Below are 22,157 nucleotides of genomic sequence, written 5' to 3' on the forward strand. Positions count from 1 at the left end.
TTTAGTAAATGTTCCTTCCGCTGAATATTTCAATCATTTCCCGCCGCAGATTCTCCATGATCGAAAGCCGCACTGCCGGCGACAGCTCATAGAGATCGGTTTTAAAGAGATAGTTTTGCAGATCCACTTCTTTAATCATCATTTTGGTGTGGAACAGGTTTGCGCTGTAGACGTTCAAATCCACCGTATCGTACCGGTGCAGAATCTCGTCCGAGATATAGTCCTGAATCGACGTCATTTTGTGATCCATAAACAGCTTTTTGCCGCTTAAATCGCGGGTAAATCCGCGCACACGGTAATCCATCGTGATGATGTCCGAATCAAAGGAGCTAATCAGATAATCGAGCGTCGAAAGCGGTGTGATCTCGCCGCAGGTTGCAACGTCGATATCAACGCGGAAAGTCGCCAGGAAGGTTTCCGGATGGTATTCGGGATAGGTGTGCACGGTGACATGGCTTTTGTCGAGATGTGCCACCTGTGTTTCGCCGGCAACCGGAACCATCGACTGTTCGGCAATCAGAATCGTCACCGATGCGCCCTGCGGGTCGTAGTCCTGCCGCGATACGTTTAAAACCTTTGCGCCGATCATATTGGTGAGCGTCAGCAAAATATTCGTCAGTCGCTCGGAGTTGTACTGCTCGTCGATATAATCGATATAATCGCGCTGTTCCCGCGGCGTTTTTGCATAGCACACGTCGTAAATATTAAAACTCAGCGCCTTTGTCAGATTGTTAAAGCCGTAAAGCTTCATTTTATTCTGTTCCACGTTTGTTCTCCCCAATTCGGCGTTTTTCCTCAATAAAAATAAAAACAGGCAATATGCATTTTCGCATATCGCCTGTGTGATTTCATTCGTTTTACCTGTGAGGATGAGCGTACAGCACCAAAGCGAATCGAAATCATTAAAATCTCAGAGTTTTCATAGCAAATATCTCACGCTTACTACTCGTATTGACCGTTTCACAAGTTGATGTGCAAAAAGCACTTTGGTTATAAAGGAACCAACTTATAAAATTTGAGTTTCAAACTCAATCAATAAGGCGGAAAAGCCCGCCAATCGGCAGTTGACCCGGCTGTCCGTATGGCCTTGACCCGAAAGATTCGGGTGGTCAAAATTAGAATATTTGCATGGAGATTTTGATTCGGATTCTCTCATTTCCACACGTTATTTTCAATGTAACATATTTCTGTTTGTTTGTCAAACAAAATTTTGATTAACGCACGTATCGTTTTTGCAACTCAGAACTGCTCAGCTCCATCGAAACAAGAATGGTCGGCTCATATTCGGTGACAGTGCTCAGCAGATATCTGCCGAGCATGGAAAACGGATATGTTTCAATCGCGTTGTCAAATGCGGCTCTGCGCTCGTCATCGGTTGCATTCGGCATGGTCATTTCAATTTTTAGTTCTTTGCCCTCTGCATATGCGACGACATTCACATTTTCTCCCGCCGCCTTGCAGATATCCTGAAGTTCTTCATTCATTTTCGGTGATTCCACAAACTCAGCCAAAGGCACTTTGTCATCAGAACAAGCGCACAATGTCATTGCACAAGCCATCACCGCCGCCAATAAAACCGCCATTTTTCGTTTCATAACGCATCCTCTTTTCCATTCTGCTAGCTTTCGAGCGCAAACGACTTCGTCGCACTGCCGTTTTTATCGGTGCACTGAATCTGTGCACACGGATAATCGACACCTTTTTGCCGAATATTTGAAAGCAGTGTCTGAATGTCTTTGCCGCAGACATCAAAAATGTCATTGTATGCCTCTTCATCTGTCCGTGTCGTTTTGACAGAGAAGATCAAAATATTCTCGTCGACGGAAACGTTTACCGGTTCCGTGCTCTCCGCTTCTTTTTCGAGTGTTTCGCAAATTGTCTGCACAAGCGCCTCTTGTTCCACTGCTTTCTGCATCGTCTGTGTCCAGTCTGAAACCAGCTCTTTTCCTTGCTTTTGCTGACAGCCGCACAGACAAATCACCGCGGTCAATAAAGCCGTCAGCGTCATCGGTATTTTCTTCATAACGCACCCTCTTTTCTTTCACCGCAAAATGTTACGCAAAATCGTCGGGGAGTCTCCACATCTGTGAATTGGACCCGCCGTTTTGATCGGTACATACAATCTGCACACACGGATACAGCACACCGTTTTCGTACATTTCATAAAGCAGCCACGTCACATATTCGCCGCCGGCAAGCGTCACATCCCAGTGCGCGTCCGCCTCTTCGCGCGTCGTTTTCACCGAGAAAACTGCCACATTTTCCTCCACCGAAACATCTGCCGGCTCCGTACTCTGCGCCTCTTGTTCGAGTGCATCGCAAAGTTTTGGTGTGAACTCACTTTCGCCTACTGTGTCCTGTATCTTTTTCTCCCAGTCGTCAAGCAGCGTCTCAAGATCGTATTTCCCCCACACATCTTCGCGTGTGAGCATGCTTTGCTCCTGCTCCTCTGCAGGCAGTTCCGGTTCAATTTCAAACACCGAATCTTCCTGCTGCTCATTCTTTTCGATCTTCGCCTCATGCGAGGAACCGTCAGCCGCCTTGGATGTCACATCGTCAAACAGGACAATCTCCTCCGACGTACCGCAGGCAGCAAGCAGCACAGCACACATCCCTGCCGCAAGCAGCAAGCGCGCGATTCGAATTCCTTTCATGCGATTCACCTCTTTGTTTCCGTGATAAACGCAGTCTGCACCGTACATGTTTATGATGCAGGCGTAAACATGTGCGCAGTCAGTCCCGTGGCTCGCTGCCATACAATCTCGACGCTCGGATACCCGACACCGCGCTCCTGCATATGTACAATCAATATATCGATTCTCTTATTCGTTTTTTCTACCATCCGTTGGAGCAGTCCTTGATCTTCGCTCTCGCTTTTGACGGTAAACCGAATCAAATTCTCATCCACCGAAATATCCACCGGCTCTGTGCTTTGTGATTCCTCAATCAGCATCTGGGAGATTTCCTCAACCAGCGGATCGGTCTTTATGATCTCTTCGTTTGTTTCTTCCCATTGAGCAAGCTTCTGTGCATACTCGTCGGCAGAGGATTCCTGCGGATTCTGCCGCTTTTCCGTCTGCTCGCCAGGCGTTCCGCATCCCGCAAGTAAAGAAGTGCACAAAACTGCTGCCAGTAAAACGGTCATTTGCTTTTTCATTGTGCATCCCTCGCTTTCTTTTCGTGACTGCACATCTCATTCCAAGTCAAACGAATGACTTCCAGTACTGCTTCCGTTTGAATATTCAATGGTCGCGCACGGATAACCGACGCCTTTTTCTTTGAGAATTTGAAGCAGCTGTTCAATCTCCTCAGCACACACGGTCATCATATCGTTGCGCACCGCATCATTATCGTCACGCGAGCCCTTCACTTCAAAATAGACGATGTTGAGCTCCACACGATAGCCCACATCATTTACTCCGCCGGACGCTTCTTTGAGCTTTTTGAGAATATCCGTCATAATCGGCTCATCTTTGATCGTCTCTTCAATAATTTGCTGCCAGCTATAAAGCATCTCCTGATGCTCATCCACCGATGATTCCGTCTGTTCTGCTGAATATTCAATCACCGGCTCACCGCGGAACAGATCAATTTCCTCCGATGTGCCGCATCCTGCAAGCAAGACTGCGCACATCCCTGCTGCAAGCAGCACGGTCCCAAAACATCTTCTTTGCTCCATGTTCTGCACCTCCCGCTGTGACCTCAACGAAATCAGCTATTCATATAGTACATTTTTGAACTTGAGCCCTCTGCATTATTGATGCACAAATTGACAATCGGTTCGTCAATCCCAAACCGCTCCATTTCCTCAAGGATTTTTGTCAGAACCGGTCTGCATAGTGCATCAATCTCTTCAAGCTGCTGTTTCGGGGATTCATTTGAAAACATCATCCATATCTCAAGGATATTTTCATTTGCGCACACAACCAAATCTTCTTTTGTTTTCACATAGCGAGACAATTCCTCAATGGCATCGTTCATAAACTGTGAACGAATGAATGCACGCATTTGCTCCGTTTTTTCTTCCGCACGCACCGTTTCTTCATCTTTTGGTGTATCTTTGATGGATGTTTGCGGCAATCCGGAAGCTTCAAACACGGAACATGCTGTGCACATCAGCAATGCTATCATCACAAGCAAACACATCAATCCCCTTTTCATCGTCAGCACACCTCCCTCTTGTAGATTTATACAGTTTCTCTATTGTCATCATATCTTATTTTCTTCCTTTTGTCAATCAAATCTTCACATTTTTTTGCGATTGTGTGCAAAAAGAAAAAAGGGACAGCAGAATAAACTCTGCTGTCCCTTTTTTAACGATTCTTTTTTGCATCACATTCGCATCTATTCAATTATTCTTCGCTGGAGAACTGTGTATCCGAAAGGACGGTGCCGTCCGGATTCTGGAATACCACCTGTACCAGCACTTCATCGGCATTCACGACCAATTTGACCTGTTTTGCAACTGTCTGGAACGTAGATGCCTGTTTTTCCATCTGCTCATCAAGGATCGGACCGATTGCGGACGGGTCCACCGCGTCCGTATATGTATACGTATAGATGAGCTTGTTGCCCTGTGCGGACACTTCAATATTCATGCCGTTCACAGAAGCGCGCAGTGATTCGATCATCTCCTGCATTTCTTCAGTTTCCAAATACGCTTCAACCGAATCATACAGTCCAAAAATGCTGTCGTCTTCGCCTTCTTCTGTGTCCTGCGCGTCCTCATCCTGATCGTCTTCGGCATCGTTCACAATTGACGTCACAGAAGACTCGTCATTCTCTTTATCCATCAGTGCGGACGGATTGATCATACAACCCGAAAACAGCACGAGTACCAGCGCAAGCACGCTGACAAGTATAAGTTTCTGTTTCATTTTTATTTCCTCCTCGTTTTGTGAAAACATCAAACAAGGTTTTCACATAAGTATGTGATGCAGAAAAGAATATGGATTTTATATTGAAATTCATCACAAACATGCGCGACCGCACAATGCTCCTCCAAACAGCCGCGCATCATTTGTGATAAAAAACAATCATTTGGCCGTCACTTTCACATTATTCGCCGTCGAAATGGACCTCACCGTTTTCAATCGACGAAATCATTGCCAGTGATTCCACGCGGATTCCTTTATTACGGATCAGTCCGCCGCCTTCCTGGAATGTTTTCTCGATCACGATGCCGCAGCCCGCAAGCTTTGCCCCCGCCTGCTCAACCAGATCAATCAGACCCAACAGCGCTTGGCCTTTTGCCAAAAAGTCGTCGATAATCAGCACGGTATCATCTTCTGTCAGCAGATGCTTCGAAATCTGAACGTCATAAGTCACGCCTTTTGTAAACGAATGCACCTTTGTGACAAGCAGTTCGCCGTCTAAATTTTTCGACTTTGTCTTTTTGGCGAAAATAACCGGCACAGAGCCAAAATACCGCGATGCAATCGCTGCAATTCCGATGCCGGACGCTTCAATGGTCAGAATTTTGGTGATGGGTGCACCCGAAAACCGACGTGCAAACTCTGCACCGATTTCATCGAGCAGCGCAATATCCATCTGGTGATTCAAAAATGTTTCTACCTTTAATATATTGCCTTCTTTGACACGACCGTCATTGAGAATGCGTTGTTTCAAAAGTTCCATACATGTTAACTCCTTATTTTTTTGCCCAGATACGGTCATCTGTTTGGTTTTTATTTTACCATAAGTTTTACGCTGTGCATACCCCTATTCGTGCCTAAATCGCATGGTTCGGCATATTTATTGACAAAACGAACACCGTTCGTATATAATAATATGTATTCCGATAAGAATGGGGGCTTTCTTATGACAAAACGATGCCTCTCCCGCGAGGTTATCATCGAAGCGGCGATTGCGCTTGCCAAGCAGACGGGATACGAGGGGTATTCTCTGCGCGAACTGGCACACGTGCTCCATGTACAGCCGTCATCGCTGTATAATCACATATCCGGACTGGAAGAAATTCGCGTTGAAGTTGGGCTTGCCGGCATTCACCGCCTGCACGAAATGCTTTGTGAAGCGGGTGCGCAAAAACCGCTCGACCGTGCAGTCGCCGACATGGCATACACCTACTGCACCTTTGCGCAGCAGCATCCCGGTCTGTATCAGACGCTGATTGCAATAAAAATGGACGGCAATGAACGGCTTCGCGCAGAGCTTCCCTGCATTATCACGCCGTTTATTGACGTGATTTCACAAAGCGGTCTGCCGGAAGACATCGTCACTCATCTGCACCGGATGCTTCGCTGTTTGCTGCACGGATTTTTGACGCTTTCGCACAGCGGCTATTTATCCCACGGTGCAATCAGCGCGGATGAAAGCTTTTCATTTTTCCTCGAATCGTTTTCAAAGATCATCAAACAATATCAGCAAGAGAAAGGAGTCTCCTCCATTGAATGAGTCACAGCAAATCGCCCAGTATCAAAAAATGACACAAACGCCCGTTTCCCTGCTCATCATCAAACTCGGTGTGCCAACCATTCTCAGCATGCTCATCACAAGCATCTACAACATGGCGGACACCTATTTTGTGGGACAGCTTGGCACAAGCGCAAGCGGTGCAATCGGCATCGTATTCGGTCTGATGGCAATTTTGCAGGCATTCGGCTTTATGTTCGGCCACGGCGCCGGCAGCATTCTCTCCCGAAAGCTCGGCGAAAAAGACACCGACAGCGCAAGCCGTTTTGCTTCGACCGGATTTTTCCTGTCGCTGCTGTTCGGACTGCTCATCGGGATATTCGGTCTTTTGTTCATCACGCCGCTGATGTATCTGCTCGGCAGTACAGACACCATCCTCCCTTATGCGAAGCAGTATGCGACATATATTCTCCTTGCTGCGCCGTTTATGACGGGAAGCTGTGTATTAAACAATATCCTGCGCTATGAAGGACGCGCCGCATTTGCAATGATCGGTCTTGTTTCAGGCGGACTTTTAAACATCGCGCTCGATCCGCTGTTTATTTTCGTCTTTCACATGGGTACCGCCGGCGCAGGCGCTGCAACAGCAATTTCGCAGTGTGTGAGCTTTTTTCTGTTACTGCTGATGTTTTTGCTTCGCCGCACACAAAGCCGGCTCTCTCTGCGCCTGTTTTCCCGCCGGTTTTCTGATATTGCCAAAATTGTTGCCACCGGATTTCCAAGCCTTATCCGTCAGGGACTCGGCAGTATTTCAACCATGCTGTTAAACGGACAAGCTGCTGTATACGGCGACGCAGCCGTTGCGGCAATGAGTATTGTCAACCGCATCAGCATGCTGATCTTCTCGGTCGGACTCGGTATTGGTCAGGGATTCCAGCCGGTTGCCGCATTCAACTATGGTGCAGGCAAATTTTCACGCGTACGCAAAGGCTTCTGGTTTACTGCGGCGGCCGGTGAAGTGCTGCTCGGTACGGCGGCGGTTTTCTGCTTTTTATTTGCCGCACCGCTGATTACGCTGTTCCGCAATGATCCCGCCGTCATTTCATTTGGTATACCTGCACTGTGGTTTCAGTGTGTGGCATGTCTGTTCCAGCCGTTTGCCGTCTGTACAAACATGCTGTTTCAGAGTATCGGAAAAAGCGGACTTGCATCGCTTCTCTCCTCTTTGCGCAACGGCATTTTCTTCATTCCGCTGATTCTGCTGCTGCCAGCGCTGTACGGTACACTCGGCGTACAGATCACCCAAGCCGCTGCGGATGTTCTTTCGTTTTTCGTTTGTGTTCCGCTGCTTCTTCGGTATTTTAAGCATCTGCCAAAAGACACAAACTGATTTTTTTAAACAGCAAAAGCAGGAGAACCCAATCGTTCTCCTGCTTTTTTATTGTTCCTTATATTCATTGAAGCGGGCTGTTTTCTCATAGATGCACAAAAGCGATTGGCTGTCCGTTTTGACAGCCAATCGCTTCATGTTTGTATAAAACTTCTCGTATCAGAAACGACTTCTACGATTATTTTCTGTCCAGACGGCGGCGGAGAATCAGTGCGCCTGCGCCGATTGCTGCCAGTGCAACTGCAACGCCCATGAGCGGTGTGTAGTCGTCTGTATTCGGCGAATCCTCTTTGTCGCTGTCTGTATCTGTTCCTGCATCGGTCAGAACCAGTCCGTCCATTGCATCTTCAAGTTTTGCCTCTGCTGCTTTGACGTCTGCTTCGGTTGCTTCTGTATCATTGAAGACAGCCTGTGCTTCTGCCATTGCCGCTTTGAGTACTGCAAAGCTCTCTGCTGTGTACTTGCTTTCGTCCATTTCGGATGCTTTGTTGAGCAAATCTTCCAGAACCGATTTATCCGGGATCAAACGCAGATCAAAGATTGCTTTCTGCAAACGGTTGTATGCATCATATACGTCTTTATCTGTTGCCTGATCATCTGCATAGACTGCTTTTGCATTCTCGAGTGCTGCTGCAAAATCAGTTTTGCTGCTGTCCAGATATTTCGACAGGTCAATTGCCTCTGCACCTTCGATGAGCTCGCCGAGTGCATCTTTGTTCACTTTCAGTTTCAGTCCGTCAACTGCTGCTTTCAGACCGTTGTATGCTTCATCAATGTCTGCCTGCAGCGCGTTCTCGTTGTCGAGAATTGCTTTCGCTGCTTCCAGTGCAGCGCGTACCGGCTCTGCAGTTTTGCTGGTGTACAGCTCAAGGTCGAGCATCTCTGCGAAGTCATACAGATCCTGAAGGTTTTCTTTGTTGCCTTTGTACTCGAGCATCCATGTCATCTCGAGCAGTTCGTCGTATGCCGCATTGATTTCTGCCTGTGTTGCATCGATATCAGCCACGACTGTTTCTGCTTTGGTGAGTGCTTCTTCAAATGCTTTTTTCACAGCCGGCACAACGTACTGATATTCCGGTTTTGCCTGCTCTGCTTTTGCATAAGCAATCAGATTCTCAAGCTGCAGTTTGTTGCCGCGTTTTACCAGTGCCAAAGCGGTTCTTTCGAGCTCAGCCTCTGCTGCGTCAACCTCATCCTGGGTTGCAGCTGTTTTTGCAAGCACTTCTTCAGCTTTGTCGAGTGCTGCTTTGAATGCTGCCCATGTATCGGAGGTGTACTCTTCTTCAACACGGTCTTTGTTTGCATCGTATGCTTCCTGCAGTGCTTCTTTGTTGCTGCGGATGACGATGACTTTTGCTGTACCGCTGCAATCCGGATTTTCAACGGAGGTTGCAGTGACAGTCATTTCGTATGCGGTCTCGTCTGTTCCAAGGAACAGCTGGCCGTTTTCGATCAGTGTGTTTTCGTCGGTGTTGCCGGAGATGGTCCAAACAACGGTTTCATCTTCAGCACCCTCAACGGTTGCGGTAAACTGGCCTTTCTGACCCGGGTCAGCGGTGACTTCGAGTGTTTCCGGTGCGACTGTTACGGTGATGTTCGGTGCAACGACCTCGTCTGTCACAGTAACGGTTGCGGTTGCGGATTTTCCTTCATCCAGTTTCGAAGTTGCGGTCACTGTCAGTGTTTCTGCAGTTTCTTCCACAGAGATTTTCAGTGTGCCGTCTGCTTTGATGGTTGTTTTGCTGCTCTGGTTGCCGGAGAGTGTCCAGGTGACTGCCTGTGTCGGGTCGCCTACGCCGGTAACGGTTGCAGTGAATTTCTGCGAAACACCGCGGTCGAGTGTGATGGTTGCCGGATCAACGGTGACGCCTGTAACGGTTGCGCCGTTATCTTCCACCAGGCCGCGCATTGCTGCTTCGAGTTTGATGCGTGCCTGCTCGACTTCGAATTCATTCGAATCGTCTGCTTTGATGAGTGCATAGCATTTGTCAAGCTCTGCTTTGAATTTTGCATAGCTCGAACCGGTGTAATCCATCTCCGGATGTGCTTCATCAAACGCTGCGGTGACTTCAGCAAGACGCTGGGTATCCGCTTTTTTGCGGAGGTTTGCAAATGCTTCGCTCAGTTTTGCACGAGCAGCTTCTGCCTCTTCGGTATTTGTCTCAGAGAGTGCTTTTGCTTCATTGAGTGCTTCTTCGAATGCCGGCCATGTAGCGGTTGTGCATTCTTCCTCAGTGTAAATGCTGCATTTTTCGATCAGTTCCTGAAGACCGCTCAGATCAGCCGGCAGAGCCATTGCACTGTCATACGAAACGCTGAAACGATCGGAGTTCGGACGGCCGGAAACGAATACTTCATAGTAGACATTGCCAGCACCTTCTGCATTCAGCGGAATGCCGTCGATCGAAACTTTGCCGTCAGCACCTGCCGGATTCGAGAAACGAATCGGGTGATCTGCATCCTCAGATGCATAAACGGTGACTTCTGCACCTTCCGGCAGACCGGACAGGTTCAAAATGCCGTAACGATCGCGCAGCTGGAAGCCGCGGACAGAACCAAACAGTTTTGCTTCCGGTTTGGTGATTGCTTCGCCGGTTTCCGGTGCATATTCCACACTGTAACGTGCACTGTGGAGAATTTCGCCGCCGGATTCGTCGAGAATCTCATAGAACAGGCGGCCGCCTTCTGCTTTGAGTTCAAGATTTTCAAATTTTGCAATACCAACAGAACGCTGTTTGTACGATTCGTTCGGCTGTTCTGCTTTGACCTGTGCAAACGGTTCTTCAGCGTCCATGCTTTCGTACAGTTTGACGACGCCGGTGTTCTCACTGATTGTGCCGCCGCTTGCATAAGTACCGGTGGTGTAGAGCATGCCGACGTTGTCAATGACGACGGTATCGGTTGCGCCTGCGTTGTTTTTCACTGTCACGTTGCGTGCAAGCGGAGTAGACGGTGCTGCAACGGAGAGTACGCCCGGATTGGTGTATACTTCAACCTCGTATACACGGATTGCATGCCACGGGCTGTTATCACTCTGTGTGACGTTGAGTTTAATGTAACGTGCTTTGATCGGCTCAGACAGGTTACGGTCGGTAACATTCTGTTTATTGCCGGTGACACTGTCTACCCGTGTAAACGACATGCTCTGGACTCTTACTTTGCTTGCATAGTCATCGCCGGTCAGCAGCGGCTTTCCGTCGTCTTTTGCATACGAGAAGTCGAATGCAACGGTGTTCATGTCAACGCCTTCACCGGCGCCGCGTGCGTTTGCGTGGTAAACCACCCATCTCTGGATGTCAACCTCTTTGCCAAGGTCGATGACTGCATAGCCCGGAACACGTTGGGAGCACCATTTGGAGTTCGGGATAACGCCGTCGTTGATTTTGTCAACCGGGCCGTCTGCAACGCAGGGAACGCTCGAAACTGCCGGCTGGCCGAGTGCCAGGTTTTCACCCATCGGCGGAACTTTAACGAACGAATCTTCCGGCATGTCTTTCCAGTCGATTGCGAACGAAGTGGTCGAACCTTTCACGCCGTTTTCGGTGTACGGAGTGATTTCAAAGGTTGCTGCTTCCTCATTGTCAAGGCGGTCATATTTTCCAAGATAGAATGCATCGCTCGGGGTAGCGCCTACGAATTCACGGGTGTCGTCCGGCAGAACGCGGTGAATCATGTACATGAATGCGTTGTCTGCTTTTTCCCAGTAGATGCGTGCTTCCATGGTGGTATCGGTCGGGTAGATGACCTCGTCGAGTGTGATATCGGTAACAGTTGCCGGTGCAGCATCGGTTGTTGTGAATGCCATACGGCCGACGTTGATGGAGTAGTCGCTGACACCTTCCGGTGCGTTGAAACGCAGCGAGATTGCAATCGCACGTTTGCCTGCGTCGCCGGACAGATCGAATGTAGCGGTGTTCCATTCGCCGTTTGCTGTTGTTTCGATCGGATAGAACTTAAAGTTCTCGTCAGCGTAGTCGTTGCCGAAGCACAGACCCAGTTCTACATCCACGCCGCCTTTCGGTGCCTTGTAGGTGATGCTGAACTTCGAATCTTTTGTGATGTCGAGCTGCGAGGAGTACAGTTTTACGTGGTTTGCTTTGTCTGCATCCATGTTGCCGTAAACTTTCATGGATGTGCCGCCCCACCAAGCGTCGTCGAAATCGATTTTTGCGGAGAGTTTTTCACCCTCAGACTCGATGATCCAACGCCATGTCGGCAGAACGTCTGTCAGAGAACGGTTGTACCAGCCATCTTCTTTGCCGGTCACTTTGCCGTTTTCATAGAATTTGTAGCCGTTGCCGGTGGTGAAGTTTGTGACAAAATCGGTGCCGATGACCGGTGTTTTGTCTGCAACCATGCTTGCAAAGCCACAGAATTCGTTTCGCGGACGATAAGTCGAAGACGGATCAAATGTTGGGCCAACCCAGAGTTTCTGATCCTGAACGTTCATAAAGTCGTCCGAGTTTTTCGACTGTGTCAGCGTAACGGTCGGTGCGAGAATACCAAGCGAGATTTTGAGCATACCGTTTTCATCCAAACGAGCATGATAGTCGCCGCCTTTTGTGCCGGACATGCCGGACATCGGCCAGTATTCCCAAGTGGAGTGAATGTTCCACGGATCAACGCCCATCTCCTGTGCAGCAGCGATTGTGCCATCCACGTTTCCGTTGCCGCTCATATCGAGCCACCATTCGTCGGTGATGCGGGTGTCGCCGTCCTGCATCCAGTTCTGGATGCTGCCGGTGGAAAGAGAACCCGAACCATTGTACCAGGAAATGGTGAAGTTGTCCGGTTTATTTTTCTGGATGTATGCCAAGAAATCTTTGAAACCGGGAACGCCTGTACCGGACTCTGCGTTGAAGATATAGCCGTCAAAACCGTAGTACTGTGCGATTTCGATCAGTTTGTCTGCTGCCGGATACGTACCGTCAGGTTTCTTTTCAACCAATTCAGAAACGAAGCGGTTGCCGTAAGCGTAGTCGCCCCACGGAATAAAGATGGTGCCGGTTGCCGGAACACCGTTTCTGTGTGCGGAGTCGATGTGCTCAGGCGAAGGAATTGCAATCGGGCCTTCACCGGAAGAACCGCCCCAGAAGTTATAGGTGTCAACATACTGGAAGTTGTTGAATGCATAAACAAAGTCGCCGTCGCCGCCCTGGGAAGCTGCCTCACTTGCACGTGCGTTTGACATTGCAAGCGGCATGACTTTTGCATCGCGGGATGCCAGCGGGTTTACGGACGGGCCCATCCAGCGATCACGCAGCGGGATGGAACCACGGTTGTAACGAGCATCCGGGTCGTTGTCCGGGCTCCAGTTTTTTAATTCATCAATCTGGAAGCAGGAGCCATACGGCTGCAGGCTTTCATTTTGATAGTACCACTGGTTGCCCATCGGCAGCGGCTCCGGCCAGTATCCGAGTCCTGCTGCAGACACGCTGCTGGGCGCAAGCACTGCCAGCGAAGACACAGATACCAATCCAGCCAAAAGACCGGAAAGAATCCGCTTTTTCATGTGCTTCATCATGTTCATTCCTTTCTCACGTTCGGAATCTTGTTTTGATTCCCCACTTCATTTTCGGTGTTCAGAATACATTTGGGTGAAGTGCGTCCCATTTTGTATTCCAGTCAGGTAAAGAAATTCGTACGCCGGCTGCAGTCACACAGCATTCGCCCGGACATCCCTCCTTTTTTCGAAAGATTGTTTGGTCTTCACAAACGGAAGATCCCTCCTTCCTTTTTCATTAAAACACACTTTTTTTGAGTTTGCTACGATAACCGTATGCAACAAACTATAGTTCATAGTAAAAAACTATAGGTTTTTTGATTTTTTCAGATTTATTTTCCGTTTTGAATCAAAAAATCAGCTACAAAATGTATTTACATGTATAATATAGGAATATCGAGTGACTGACCGCCGAACATTTCCATAAAAAGCAAGAGTGCTCGAACACGCACTGTCCGCCGCTCAAGGACAGTTTTGTGATATAAAAAACCACCGGCAGCTGTCGCCGGTGGTTTTTTTATCCATTTTTCATGCCGTAATCTATATAAAACGGCATTGTTTTTCCAATCAAATGCGCGCATTCCGCCCGATTTTTCCACCAAATAGAAAAGAAAATCTTCGGGCGCGGGTTGCCTACCGCAGGTGCGGGCTATGCCTGATTGATTCTTTCATCCCCGACGCGGGCATTGTTTTTCAAAAGCAAAATAAAACCTATCGGGCGCGAATTACCCACCGCAGGTGCGAGCTAAGCCCGTTTGACTCTTTCATCCCCGACGCGGGCATTGTTTTTCAAAAGCAAAACAAAACCCATCGGGCGCGAATTGCCCACCGCAGGTGCGGGCTAAGCCCGTTTGACTCTTTCATCCCCGACGCGGGCAGCTTACCAAATATAAAAGAAAAGAGTCCGAACGCGAATTGCGACCAGACTCAGCCTGGTGGGAGATGATGGATTCGCTTTTGCTATCGTTCTCCGAGTGCTGCACGATAGTCCAGAATGCTCACCACACAGGTATCCGTTTCAGTACGGATAGCCCGTCCGAACCCTTGCCGGAATTTTACCTGCATATCCGGGATAATGACTTCTCGGATATAGTCCTGCAGGGTGGGATAAGTCATTTCATATGTTAGCGATTACCATTGGTTTGTTTAATGGTCTTTACCCGGAAAACAAAGTAAAGGATATGGAATACCCAAACACAAGCCAGAACGATCCTTCCCACCGGAACAGCATGCATCATAATAAAGCCGATCGACATTAGAACCGTCACCGTAATCATGATCCGGATCTTGGTCTTCCACGTCATGCCCTGTCCTTTTACATAGCTTTCCAGATTGTTTTTATACAGCTTTGTTCCCGTAAACCAACGGTGCAGTTTTTCGGAGCTTTTGGCCAAGCAAAACGCCGCCAAAAGCAAAAACGGAAACGCCGGAAGAAGCGGCAATACAGCCCCCACGGCTCCGAGAGCCAAGCCGATACAGCCTAAAATCACATATAAAAGCTTCTTTATTTTCACCTTGATTCCTCCAGTCGTTTTTTCTCTTTTTTCGATTCTATTACATGGGAAATAGCCATCACCGGATGGGAAAACAACATCCTCGGTCCAGAAAACCGCATGACTTCCCGGATTTTCTCCCGCATAACCGGTTTGTAGCAATGCACCTTGCAGTTGGAGCAAAAGGTTTTGGTCTCCATAAACGGGCACTTATCGCTCCTCATCCTGGCATAGGCTTCAAGCTCTGCGCATTCGGGGCAAAGGCCGGTTTTAGTATGATGTTTTTTTCGGCAGTACAGGGCAATCATCTCCGACACCATCCGCTTTTCCCGTTCGCGTTTATCGGCTGTGCTTTTCATCAGCTCATCCTCCCGTGTTCTACCGAATAGACGGTATCGGCAATGCGCATGGTTGACTGCCGGTGAGAGACCAGCACCACGGTTTTGCCCGCCCTCTCTTCCCGCAGGGATTTTAAGATCACCGCTTCGTTTAAGCTGTCCAGGTTGCTGGTGGGCTCATCCAGAAGCATAAAGGGTGCGTCGTGCAAAAATGCCCTCGCCAGTCCCAGCCGCTGACGCTCGCCGCCGGAAAGAGTATCGCCCAATTCGCCTACCGGCGTGTCGTAGCCTTTTGGAAGCGTCATAATAAAATCGTGGACGGAAGCCTTTTTACAGGCAGTTTCGATCTCTTCGTCGGTGGCTGTCAGCTTGGCGATCCGCAGATTGTTTTTGATGCTGTCGTGGAACAGCTGAGTTTCCTGCGTGACAAAGCTTTCCAGTTCCCGCAGGTTTTTGGTGTTGATCTCTTCTACCGATCTGTCGGAAAGCGCCACGCTGCCTTTCTGCACCTTCCAGAACCGCATCAGAAGCTTTAACAGGGTGGATTTTCCGCTTCCGCTTCTGCCCACAATCCCTACTACGGCGTTTTCCGGAATCGTCACCGAAACATCCGAAAGAATAGTCTCATTGCCGTAAGAGAAGGAAACGTGTTCCGCCTTTGCGCCGGAGAATGTGATTTTCGGTTTCCCGTTGATTTCCTCTACTACCGGCGTTTCGTCCAGAATGTCCAATACCCGGTTGCCTGCCGCAAATGTGTTTTGCAGGGTACTGCCCAGCGCCGCCAGAGCAATTACAGGACCAAAGGAGGAAAACAGCGCCAGGGTAGGGATCAAAACGCCGTCGAAGCCCACTGCGCCGCTTTGATACAGCAAGACCGAGACAAACAGCATGATAAGATCAAACGCCAACACCACCGTATTGGTAACTGCTGTATTTCGCCCGGCGGTGCGTTTCATCTTTTCTTCGTCCCGGGAGAGTTCATCCGTCTTTTCATTCATCCTAGCAAGGCGCTTTTTCCCCTGCCCATACTGGAGGATTTCGGAAAGCCCTCGCAGACTATCCAGTACAAAGCCCGAAAGCTCACCGGATCTGGTGCGGAAACGCAGTCCGTCGTCCCCACTGCATTTGGATATCACCATTGGAATCACGATTCCCACGATCAGATAGGCCGCCAGCGCAATCACGCCAAGGATCCAGTGAAACGAGCCGATGAACAGGCACATGACAATGGTAAACAACAGCGCGATGGCAGCCGGAGAGATGGTATGAGCATAAAACACCTCCAGCAGTTCAATATCGGAGGTGATCACCGAGATCAAATCCCCCTTGTCCCGGTCTTCCAGTTTTGCCGGACAGAGCTTTCTCAGCGCACGGAACACCCGGTCGCGTAAAAGCGCCAGCAATTTAAATGCGATAAAGTGGTTGCACGCCTGCTCCGCATACCGCAAAAATCCCCGGAGAAGGGCGAAGACAAGAACGGAAATAAAAACCGTTGTCAGAGTAAAAGGTACTTCAAACCGAAGGGCTGCCAGCACACCATATCCGCCGAAAATGGTGATAAAGGCGGCGCACAAATGCCCGACGAGCCCCATCAAAACCGCCAGCGCCATGTAACCGCTCAGGGGTTTTACCAGTCCGATCAGCCGTGCCATAACAGCAAATCCGCTTCGCTTTTTCATACGCCTGCACACTCCTTTCCAAATTGCTCTAATGTCTGCTGGGCGGTCCACAGCCGTTCATACAGACTGTGGCGGGAAAGCAGTTCTTCATGAGACCCGCTTTCCGCAACGGTTCCGTGATCCAGCACATAAATATGGTTGGCGTCCACTACATTGGCAAGCCGGTGGGAAACGAGGATCACCGTTTTGCTTTTTGCCAGCTCATGGATTTCACGCATAATATCGTTTTCGCTCTCCACATCAATGTTGGAGGTAGCTTCATCAAAAATATAGACGGGGCTGTCATGCAAAAGCGCCCTTGCAAGCGCCAGCCGCTGGCACTGCCCGCCCGAAAGATTGGACGCTTTTTCCAAAAGCCGGGTATCAAGCCCCTGTTCCGCTTTTAAAAACTCTGCGAGGTTTACACGGGAAAGCACTGCCCACAGTTCTTCATCGGAAGCGGCGGGTTTTCCCATAAGCAAATTATCCCGTACCGTGCCCTTGAACAGGTAGCTTTGGTGGCTGATATAGGTAATATTCCGCAGAAGGCTTTCTTCCTGAATGGAGGAAAGGGGCACGCCGCCCACCGAAACAGTTCCGGTATATCCTCTGTTTCTTCCCATCAAAATTGCCGCCAGTGTGGATTTGCCGCAGCCGCTTTCTCCCACCAATGCCGTAAAGCTGCCCTGAGGGAAGGTGAGGTCAACGCCGTGGAGGATCTCCCGGTCCGGATCATAGGAAAAGGAGAGACCGGAACAGCGGATTGTATGATCCGACGGGAAACTTTCAGTAATCTCAAGCTTTGTTTCTTCCAAATCCAGCAGACGGAAAATCTTGTCGCTGGCCGCCATACCGTTCATGGCAATATGGAAAAAGGAGCCCAGCTGCCGCATGGGGATAAAGAAATCCGCCGCCAACAGGATAATCAGCAGACATCCCTCAAGGGAAACGCCTCCGCTTTGGTACTGGGTCACCGCCATAATGACACCCAGCGCTGCGCCGCCGTAAGCGATCAGGTCCATAATGGTGATGGAGTTTAACTGCATGGTCAGCACCTTCATGGTGATTTTGCGGAATTTCTCCGCCCGCTCATTCATTTCCTGCTGTTTAAACGCATCCGCCTGATAGATTTTAAGGGTGGTGAGCCCCTGTAAGTTCTCAAGAAAAGTGTCGCCCAGTTCCGTGTACTGCCCCCAGTATTTAGAGAGCAGTTTTTTCGCCCAGGTCTGTACCGCCGCAATAGCTACGGGGATCAGCGGCACACAAATGAGCAATACCACAGCTGCCGGGACATTCACAAAGCACAGCACGATAAACAGTGTGAGCGGCGCCAGCATCGCATAGAAAAACTGAGGCAGATATGCGCCGAAATAGGTTTCCAGCTGATCCACGCCTTCGACTGCCACCTGCACCACTTCCGAAGTTTTCACCTGCTCGTTGTAGGAGTTTCCCAGCCGCAGAAGCTTTTGATAGATCTTCTCGCGCAAGGTCTTTTTGACTGCTTTGGAGGAGAAATACCCCATTTTGGCGGCCCCGATGGAGCAGAAAAACCGGACTGCCAGAGCCAGAATTACAACGATTCCCGTCACTGTTAAAAGCTGCGCCGAGGCCGAACCCCTGAAAAGCTCTGCAAGCATCCGGGAAATACTGAGCATCAGGGCGATATTCGCCGCAAGGGAGCACCACTGTAAAATTACATTTCCCGCTATGTATTTTTTGCTCTCGGCAACGGTACCGATGAGCCGTTTATTGATCATCATATTTTCGTCCGCCTTTTGTTATTTTTTTCATCACTTTCTTAACGCCTGTACACAGAGCGGCAACCGCTATTACAAGCAGCACTGATGTAAAACCGTAAAAAAGGGATTGCATGGCATTATTCACAGCCGCTCGCCTTCTTTCTGTTCGTCCACTTTCTCAGCGCTTCATAGCTTTTCGGACTTACGGCATGTTCCATTTGGCAGGCATCCTCCGCCGCAGTTTTCCCATCCACGCCCAGATCTTCTAAAAGGGACCGGAATGTCTGATGGCGCTCATACGTTTCTCTGGCAACGGTTTTCCCCTTATCCGTGAGATGTACTTCCCGCGCACTGTCTAAGAAAAGATAGCCTTCTTTTTCCAACTCTTTCAGCGAAACGGAAACTGTGGGACGCGACACATGAAGCTCTGCTGCAATATCCGCACCACGTACGGAGCCGTTTTGCTTTTGCAGCAAATACACGGCTTTCAGATAATCCTCCACTGTTTTTCTTTGTTTCATACGGCTTGTGCCTCCTTTCCATGTATGCAGGGTTACCCCCTTATACCGGGATCACAAAGGGTTTTCCATCTACCGACTGAATGGTCAAATCGACACCGTATACCTCTTTGACAAGTTCCTTTGTAATGATTTCCTCCGGTAAACCGTGAGCAATCATTCGTCCGTCCTTCATCGCTACGATTTCGTCGCTGTAATACAGCGACTGGTTGATATCGTGGAGAACCATAACGATGGTAATACCGTACTCCCGGTTCAGCTTCTGAATGAGTTTTAAAATCTGCAGCTGATAACGGACATCCAGATAGGTGGTCGGTTCATCGAGAAACAGTACCTTGGTGTCCTGTGCCAGCGCCATGGCAATCCACACACGCTGTTTTTGTCCGCCGGAAAGCTCTGTTACCGGTTTATCCTTGTGCTTGCTTGTATGGGTGATTTCCAGCGCCCACTGTATTTTTTCTTCATCTTTTTGCGGATCCGATGAAAGCCCCATTGTGTGATAGGGCGTTCGCCCATAGCTTACAAGCTTTTCGACCGTAAGATCCGGCGGCGCCGTATTGTATTGATGGACAATCGCCGCTTCTCTGGCAAAATCTTTTAAACGCAAATTTGCGATATTTTCTTCTCTCAGAAACACTTCCCCCTGATCGGGCTTTAAGTTTTTTGTCATCAGGTTAAACAATGTGGATTTTCCGCATCCGTTTGCACCGATCAGTGTGGTAATTCTCCCCTCGTGAAGAGAAAAGTCCAATCCGTTCAGCACCTGCTGCTTTCCGTAGGAGAAGGAGAGATTTTTTACGGTAAAAATATTACTGGCCATAGCTTTGTCTTGACCTCCTCAGCAGAATAATAAAGAACGGGCCTCCTACCACGGACATAATGACCGAAGCGCTGATTTCATAAGGCGCTGCAATGGTACGCCCAACCGTATCCGCTAAAAGCAGAGTAAAAGCACCCAGCAGGATCGTATAAGGAACCAATACCTTGTGATTGCTTCCTACCAAAAGCCTTGCAATATGGGGTACGATTAGTCCTAAAAAGCTGATGGGACCGATCACCGCCGTAGAAATGCCCGCCAACAGTACTGCAATAACCGAAATCACGATACGGCTTTTATTGACATTGACGCCGAGGCTTCTTGCTGTCTTGTCTTCCAGAGCCAGCAAATTGCACTGACCGAGTACGAAGAATGAAGCGATCAATCCTACTACGCCGTACAATAATAAAGTTTGCAGATCATCCCAGGTCTTCATGGTGATATTTGCATTTACGATGCTGGCAACCCCCGAATAATTGCTTCCTGTTCCGGAGTTAAACGCGCTCATCAGTCCGGTAAACATGGCGTTGACCGCTACGCCCACCAGAATGATGCGCAGGGGGGAAAGCCCACCCTTCCAGGAGAGAGAATACACCAGTAAAAATGCGATCATACCGCCCAAAAACGCAAACAGGGGCGTAAAGAAGTATAACGCCGGGAAAAATGCGGTAATCAGCACCGCTGCAAGGCTGGCTCCTGAGCTGATGCCGATAATTCCCGGATCAGCCAGCGGATTTTTCATCACAGCCTGTAAAAGCACGCCGGAAACTGCCATGGCCGCCCCGCCGAACATTGCGATAAAAATACGGGGAAAACGCAGATCGAATATGGTCGCCACATTTTCGTTGTATGCAACAAACAGTCCTTTGAAAAGTTCCAGAGGTGTCACCTTTAAGCTGCCGGTATTGACGGAAAAGAGAAAAAGTCCGACAAGCAGCACCGCTGTAATACCAAAGGAGAAAATCTTTTTTCTTCTGCTTATCATAAAGCAGGCCTCCTTTTCGTGATAAAGCAAACAGCCGGGCGCCGAATTTCGGCAACCCGGCCATTGCTTTTTTACATGCAATATGCAGTCTTTTTTATTTCACTGTCTTACGCTTTCTGCTGACAAAGAGAACGCCGATCATTCCGGCAGAAGCCAGCGCGAGGAGCGCAAAGGGAAGTACATTTGTACTGTCTCCCGTCTGCGGGATTGTTGTATCTCCGTTTTGGTTCTGACCGGAATTGCTGCCTCCTGTCACTTCGCCTACCATAGCGTTACTTCAATTAGGTTTGAAGTCTTAGTGGAAAAGTCCGCCGCCAATGCATTAGTCATGCCCATACTCATAACCATCATGACTGCCAGCAGCACAGCCAAACTCCGTTTAAACCACGACTGTTTTGTTGTTGTCATTACAAACATTCCTCCTTTTATAATTCTGAATTATTCCTCGCCGTAGAGCAGCGGCTGCAGTACTTCCAGCGCATCGGGATAATTAAACTTTGCGCTCATACCGAACAATTCATAGGGCAAATCATAAACACGCCCTTCCTGAACGGCTTCGAAATGTTTCCAGATATCGTTGGTTTCAAATTCCTCCTTAAACATTTCCACCACATCGTCAGGCAGGGCATGAGCAGCCCTGAGAATAATGTCCGGCTCCTTCGTTTTCATATCCTCGGTATTGGCTGTGAGAAACTCCTGACCGTCACCGTCACCGTACACATTGATACCGCCTGCCAGCTTCACAAGGTTGCCCACATAACTGCTTTCCGTCGCCACAATATAAGAGCCGGGAAGCCCCATAAGCACCAGTACGGTAGGGGATTCTTTCCCCTCGTTTTGGCTGCGGTATTCTTCCATGAACTGCTCGTATTCATCAACCAGAGCCTGCGCCTGTTCTTCGCGTCCGAACTTTTCGCCCAGACCTTCAATCGAGGCGTACATACCTTCCACACTACGCAGATTCAGGAACAGGGAATTGACGCCAATAGAAGCGTATTTAGGCTGTAAATCACTTTGCAGGCTGTTGGGGGAAAGCACATAGTCCGGATTCAGCGATTTAAGGATTTCCAAATCCGGGCTCATAGCAGTTCCGACAGTGGTCACATTCTGATACCGTTCGGGAATCGTGCTGAGGGTTGACGAGCAAACACCCACCAGGTCAAGTTCCAGCCGGTCGCAGATATCCACCGCGGCAGGCGAGGTTGCAACGATACGCACCTCATCCGAAACATCATCTGTGTTCTGCTCCGGATGTTGGTTCACACACCCGCTGGCTGATAGTGCCAGTGCCCCAGCAAGGCAAAGAGAAAAGATTTTTTTAAGTTTCATGATCTGTGCCTCCCT

At 49.1% G+C, this 22,157-nt stretch carries 23 protein-coding genes and 1 pseudogene; 2 read left to right on the plus strand and 22 right to left on the minus strand.

Annotated elements, in window-relative coordinates; translation table 11 throughout:
- Window position 1: 1 nt before the first annotated feature.
- From speD to H6A12_RS07555, 9 genes are all read right to left on the minus strand, one after another.
- Window positions 2-751 carry an adenosylmethionine decarboxylase gene (gene speD / locus H6A12_RS07515; protein WP_204446609.1) on the minus strand — a complete coding sequence of 250 codons (750 nt, stop codon included), beginning with the start codon at window positions 749-751 and terminating at the stop codon, window positions 2-4.
- Between the two features lie 463 nt (window positions 752-1,214).
- Window positions 1,215-1,595 carry a hypothetical protein gene (locus H6A12_RS07520; protein ID WP_204446512.1) on the minus strand — a complete coding sequence of 127 codons (381 nt, stop codon included), beginning with the start codon at window positions 1,593-1,595 and terminating at the stop codon, window positions 1,215-1,217.
- Window positions 1,596-1,618: 23 nt separating this feature from the next.
- Window positions 1,619-2,023, minus strand: a complete 405-nt coding sequence (locus H6A12_RS07525) for a hypothetical protein (RefSeq protein ID WP_204446513.1) — start codon at window positions 2,021-2,023, stop codon at window positions 1,619-1,621.
- Between the two features lie 31 nt (window positions 2,024-2,054).
- Window positions 2,055-2,654 (minus strand): hypothetical protein, encoded by a 600-nt coding sequence (locus H6A12_RS07530; RefSeq protein WP_204446514.1) that lies wholly within the window; start codon window positions 2,652-2,654, stop codon window positions 2,055-2,057.
- 50 nt (window positions 2,655-2,704) lie between these two features.
- On the minus strand, window positions 2,705-3,157 hold the full coding sequence (locus H6A12_RS07535; RefSeq protein ID WP_204446515.1) for a hypothetical protein: 453 nt from the start codon (window positions 3,155-3,157) through the stop codon (window positions 2,705-2,707).
- A gap of 36 nt (window positions 3,158-3,193) precedes the next feature.
- Window positions 3,194-3,679, minus strand: a complete 486-nt coding sequence (locus H6A12_RS07540; RefSeq protein ID WP_204446516.1) for a hypothetical protein — start codon at window positions 3,677-3,679, stop codon at window positions 3,194-3,196.
- Between the two features lie 32 nt (window positions 3,680-3,711).
- Window positions 3,712-4,140 (minus strand): hypothetical protein, encoded by a 429-nt coding sequence (locus H6A12_RS07545; protein ID WP_204446517.1) that lies wholly within the window; start codon window positions 4,138-4,140, stop codon window positions 3,712-3,714.
- Window positions 4,141-4,352: 212 nt separating this feature from the next.
- Window positions 4,353-4,877: a DUF4854 domain-containing protein gene (locus H6A12_RS07550; protein WP_204446518.1), complete on the minus strand. Its 525-nt coding sequence runs from the start codon at window positions 4,875-4,877 to the stop codon at window positions 4,353-4,355.
- Between the two features lie 181 nt (window positions 4,878-5,058).
- Entirely contained in the window at window positions 5,059-5,637 is a 579-nt protein-coding gene (locus tag H6A12_RS07555; protein WP_204446519.1) for a xanthine phosphoribosyltransferase, read from the minus strand.
- A 183-nt stretch (window positions 5,638-5,820) separates the two neighbouring features.
- Between H6A12_RS07555 and H6A12_RS07560 the strand changes: the two genes are divergently transcribed.
- Window positions 5,821-6,414, plus strand: coding sequence for a TetR/AcrR family transcriptional regulator (locus tag H6A12_RS07560; protein WP_204446520.1), 594 nt, complete (start codon window positions 5,821-5,823; stop codon window positions 6,412-6,414).
- On the plus strand, window positions 6,407-7,762 hold the full coding sequence (locus tag H6A12_RS07565; RefSeq protein WP_345941230.1) for an MATE family efflux transporter: 1,356 nt from the start codon (window positions 6,407-6,409) through the stop codon (window positions 7,760-7,762). The genes H6A12_RS07560 and H6A12_RS07565 overlap by 8 nt, the downstream gene beginning before the upstream one ends.
- Before the next feature lie 178 nt (window positions 7,763-7,940).
- Here H6A12_RS07565 and H6A12_RS07570 read toward each other — a convergent pair whose 3' ends face one another.
- The 13 genes and pseudogenes from H6A12_RS07570 to isdE form a co-directional block, all read right to left on the minus strand.
- Complete coding sequence (locus tag H6A12_RS07570) at window positions 7,941-13,286, minus strand: endo-beta-N-acetylglucosaminidase (protein WP_204446522.1); 5,346 nt, start codon at window positions 13,284-13,286, stop codon at window positions 7,941-7,943.
- Window positions 13,287-14,228: 942 nt separating this feature from the next.
- A pseudogene (locus H6A12_RS07575) lies at window positions 14,229-14,375 on the minus strand (helicase C-terminal domain-containing protein); the annotation flags it as partial.
- 14 nt (window positions 14,376-14,389) lie between these two features.
- On the minus strand, window positions 14,390-14,779 hold the full coding sequence (locus H6A12_RS07580; protein ID WP_204446523.1) for a DUF454 family protein: 390 nt from the start codon (window positions 14,777-14,779) through the stop codon (window positions 14,390-14,392).
- Window positions 14,776-15,117 (minus strand): nitrous oxide-stimulated promoter family protein, encoded by a 342-nt coding sequence (locus H6A12_RS07585; protein WP_204446524.1) that lies wholly within the window; start codon window positions 15,115-15,117, stop codon window positions 14,776-14,778. The genes H6A12_RS07580 and H6A12_RS07585 overlap by 4 nt, the downstream gene beginning before the upstream one ends.
- On the minus strand, window positions 15,117-16,775 hold the full coding sequence (gene cydC / locus H6A12_RS07590; protein ID WP_204446526.1) for a thiol reductant ABC exporter subunit CydC: 1,659 nt from the start codon (window positions 16,773-16,775) through the stop codon (window positions 15,117-15,119). The genes H6A12_RS07585 and cydC overlap by 1 nt, the downstream gene beginning before the upstream one ends.
- Window positions 16,772-18,511, minus strand: coding sequence for an ABC transporter ATP-binding protein/permease (locus H6A12_RS07595; RefSeq protein ID WP_345941231.1), 1,740 nt, complete (start codon window positions 18,509-18,511; stop codon window positions 16,772-16,774). Before H6A12_RS07595 ends, cydC begins: the two co-directional genes overlap by 4 nt.
- Window positions 18,501-18,638, minus strand: a complete 138-nt coding sequence (locus tag H6A12_RS07600; protein WP_156344215.1) for a hypothetical protein — start codon at window positions 18,636-18,638, stop codon at window positions 18,501-18,503. The genes H6A12_RS07595 and H6A12_RS07600 overlap by 11 nt, the downstream gene beginning before the upstream one ends.
- Window positions 18,631-19,014 (minus strand): metal-dependent transcriptional regulator, encoded by a 384-nt coding sequence (locus H6A12_RS07605; protein ID WP_204446530.1) that lies wholly within the window; start codon window positions 19,012-19,014, stop codon window positions 18,631-18,633. Before H6A12_RS07605 ends, H6A12_RS07600 begins: the two co-directional genes overlap by 8 nt.
- A 40-nt stretch (window positions 19,015-19,054) precedes the next feature.
- Window positions 19,055-19,831, minus strand: coding sequence for an ABC transporter ATP-binding protein (locus tag H6A12_RS07610; protein WP_204446532.1), 777 nt, complete (start codon window positions 19,829-19,831; stop codon window positions 19,055-19,057).
- Window positions 19,821-20,813, minus strand: a complete 993-nt coding sequence (locus H6A12_RS07615; RefSeq protein ID WP_204446534.1) for a FecCD family ABC transporter permease — start codon at window positions 20,811-20,813, stop codon at window positions 19,821-19,823. Before H6A12_RS07615 ends, H6A12_RS07610 begins: the two co-directional genes overlap by 11 nt.
- A 94-nt stretch (window positions 20,814-20,907) precedes the next feature.
- Window positions 20,908-21,081 (minus strand): LPXTG cell wall anchor domain-containing protein, encoded by a 174-nt coding sequence (locus H6A12_RS07620; protein WP_204446535.1) that lies wholly within the window; start codon window positions 21,079-21,081, stop codon window positions 20,908-20,910.
- A complete protein-coding gene (locus H6A12_RS07625; RefSeq protein WP_204446536.1) occupies window positions 21,075-21,221 on the minus strand; it encodes a hypothetical protein in 147 nt (48 codons plus the stop codon). Before H6A12_RS07625 ends, H6A12_RS07620 begins: the two co-directional genes overlap by 7 nt.
- Before the next feature lie 30 nt (window positions 21,222-21,251).
- Window positions 21,252-22,142 (minus strand): heme ABC transporter substrate-binding protein IsdE, encoded by an 891-nt coding sequence (gene isdE / locus H6A12_RS07630; RefSeq protein WP_204446537.1) that lies wholly within the window; start codon window positions 22,140-22,142, stop codon window positions 21,252-21,254.
- Window positions 22,143-22,157: the final 15 nt, after the last annotated feature.

Source organism: Merdimmobilis hominis (assembly GCF_016901855.1).
GTDB lineage: Bacteria > Bacillota > Clostridia > Oscillospirales > Ruminococcaceae > Paludihabitans.

Coding starts and splice junctions, on each gene's coding strand:
- speD (WP_204446609.1), bottom strand. CDS start 751: ATGAAGCTTTACGGCTTTAACAATCTGACAAAGGCGCTGAGTTTTAAT.
- H6A12_RS07520 (WP_204446512.1), bottom strand. CDS start 1,595: ATGAAACGAAAAATGGCGGTTTTATTGGCGGCGGTGATGGCTTGTGCA.
- H6A12_RS07525 (WP_204446513.1), bottom strand. CDS start 2,023: ATGAAGAAAATACCGATGACGCTGACGGCTTTATTGACCGCGGTGATT.
- H6A12_RS07530 (WP_204446514.1), bottom strand. CDS start 2,654: ATGAAAGGAATTCGAATCGCGCGCTTGCTGCTTGCGGCAGGGATGTGT.
- H6A12_RS07535 (WP_204446515.1), bottom strand. CDS start 3,157: ATGAAAAAGCAAATGACCGTTTTACTGGCAGCAGTTTTGTGCACTTCT.
- H6A12_RS07540 (WP_204446516.1), bottom strand. CDS start 3,679: ATGGAGCAAAGAAGATGTTTTGGGACCGTGCTGCTTGCAGCAGGGATG.
- H6A12_RS07550 (WP_204446518.1), bottom strand. CDS start 4,877: ATGAAACAGAAACTTATACTTGTCAGCGTGCTTGCGCTGGTACTCGTG.
- H6A12_RS07555 (WP_204446519.1), bottom strand. CDS start 5,637: ATGGAACTTTTGAAACAACGCATTCTCAATGACGGTCGTGTCAAAGAA.
- H6A12_RS07560 (WP_204446520.1), top strand. CDS start 5,821: ATGACAAAACGATGCCTCTCCCGCGAGGTTATCATCGAAGCGGCGATT.
- H6A12_RS07570 (WP_204446522.1), bottom strand. CDS start 13,286: ATGATGAAGCACATGAAAAAGCGGATTCTTTCCGGTCTTTTGGCTGGA.
- H6A12_RS07585 (WP_204446524.1), bottom strand. CDS start 15,117: ATGAAAAGCACAGCCGATAAACGCGAACGGGAAAAGCGGATGGTGTCG.
- cydC (WP_204446526.1), bottom strand. CDS start 16,775: ATGAAAAAGCGAAGCGGATTTGCTGTTATGGCACGGCTGATCGGACTG.
- H6A12_RS07595 (WP_345941231.1), bottom strand. CDS start 18,511: ATGATCAATAAACGGCTCATCGGTACCGTTGCCGAGAGCAAAAAATAC.
- H6A12_RS07605 (WP_204446530.1), bottom strand. CDS start 19,014: ATGAAACAAAGAAAAACAGTGGAGGATTATCTGAAAGCCGTGTATTTG.
- H6A12_RS07610 (WP_204446532.1), bottom strand. CDS start 19,831: ATGGCCAGTAATATTTTTACCGTAAAAAATCTCTCCTTCTCCTACGGA.
- H6A12_RS07615 (WP_204446534.1), bottom strand. CDS start 20,813: ATGATAAGCAGAAGAAAAAAGATTTTCTCCTTTGGTATTACAGCGGTG.
- H6A12_RS07620 (WP_204446535.1), bottom strand. CDS start 21,081: ATGGTAGGCGAAGTGACAGGAGGCAGCAATTCCGGTCAGAACCAAAAC.
- H6A12_RS07625 (WP_204446536.1), bottom strand. CDS start 21,221: ATGACAACAACAAAACAGTCGTGGTTTAAACGGAGTTTGGCTGTGCTG.
- isdE (WP_204446537.1), bottom strand. CDS start 22,142: ATGAAACTTAAAAAAATCTTTTCTCTTTGCCTTGCTGGGGCACTGGCA.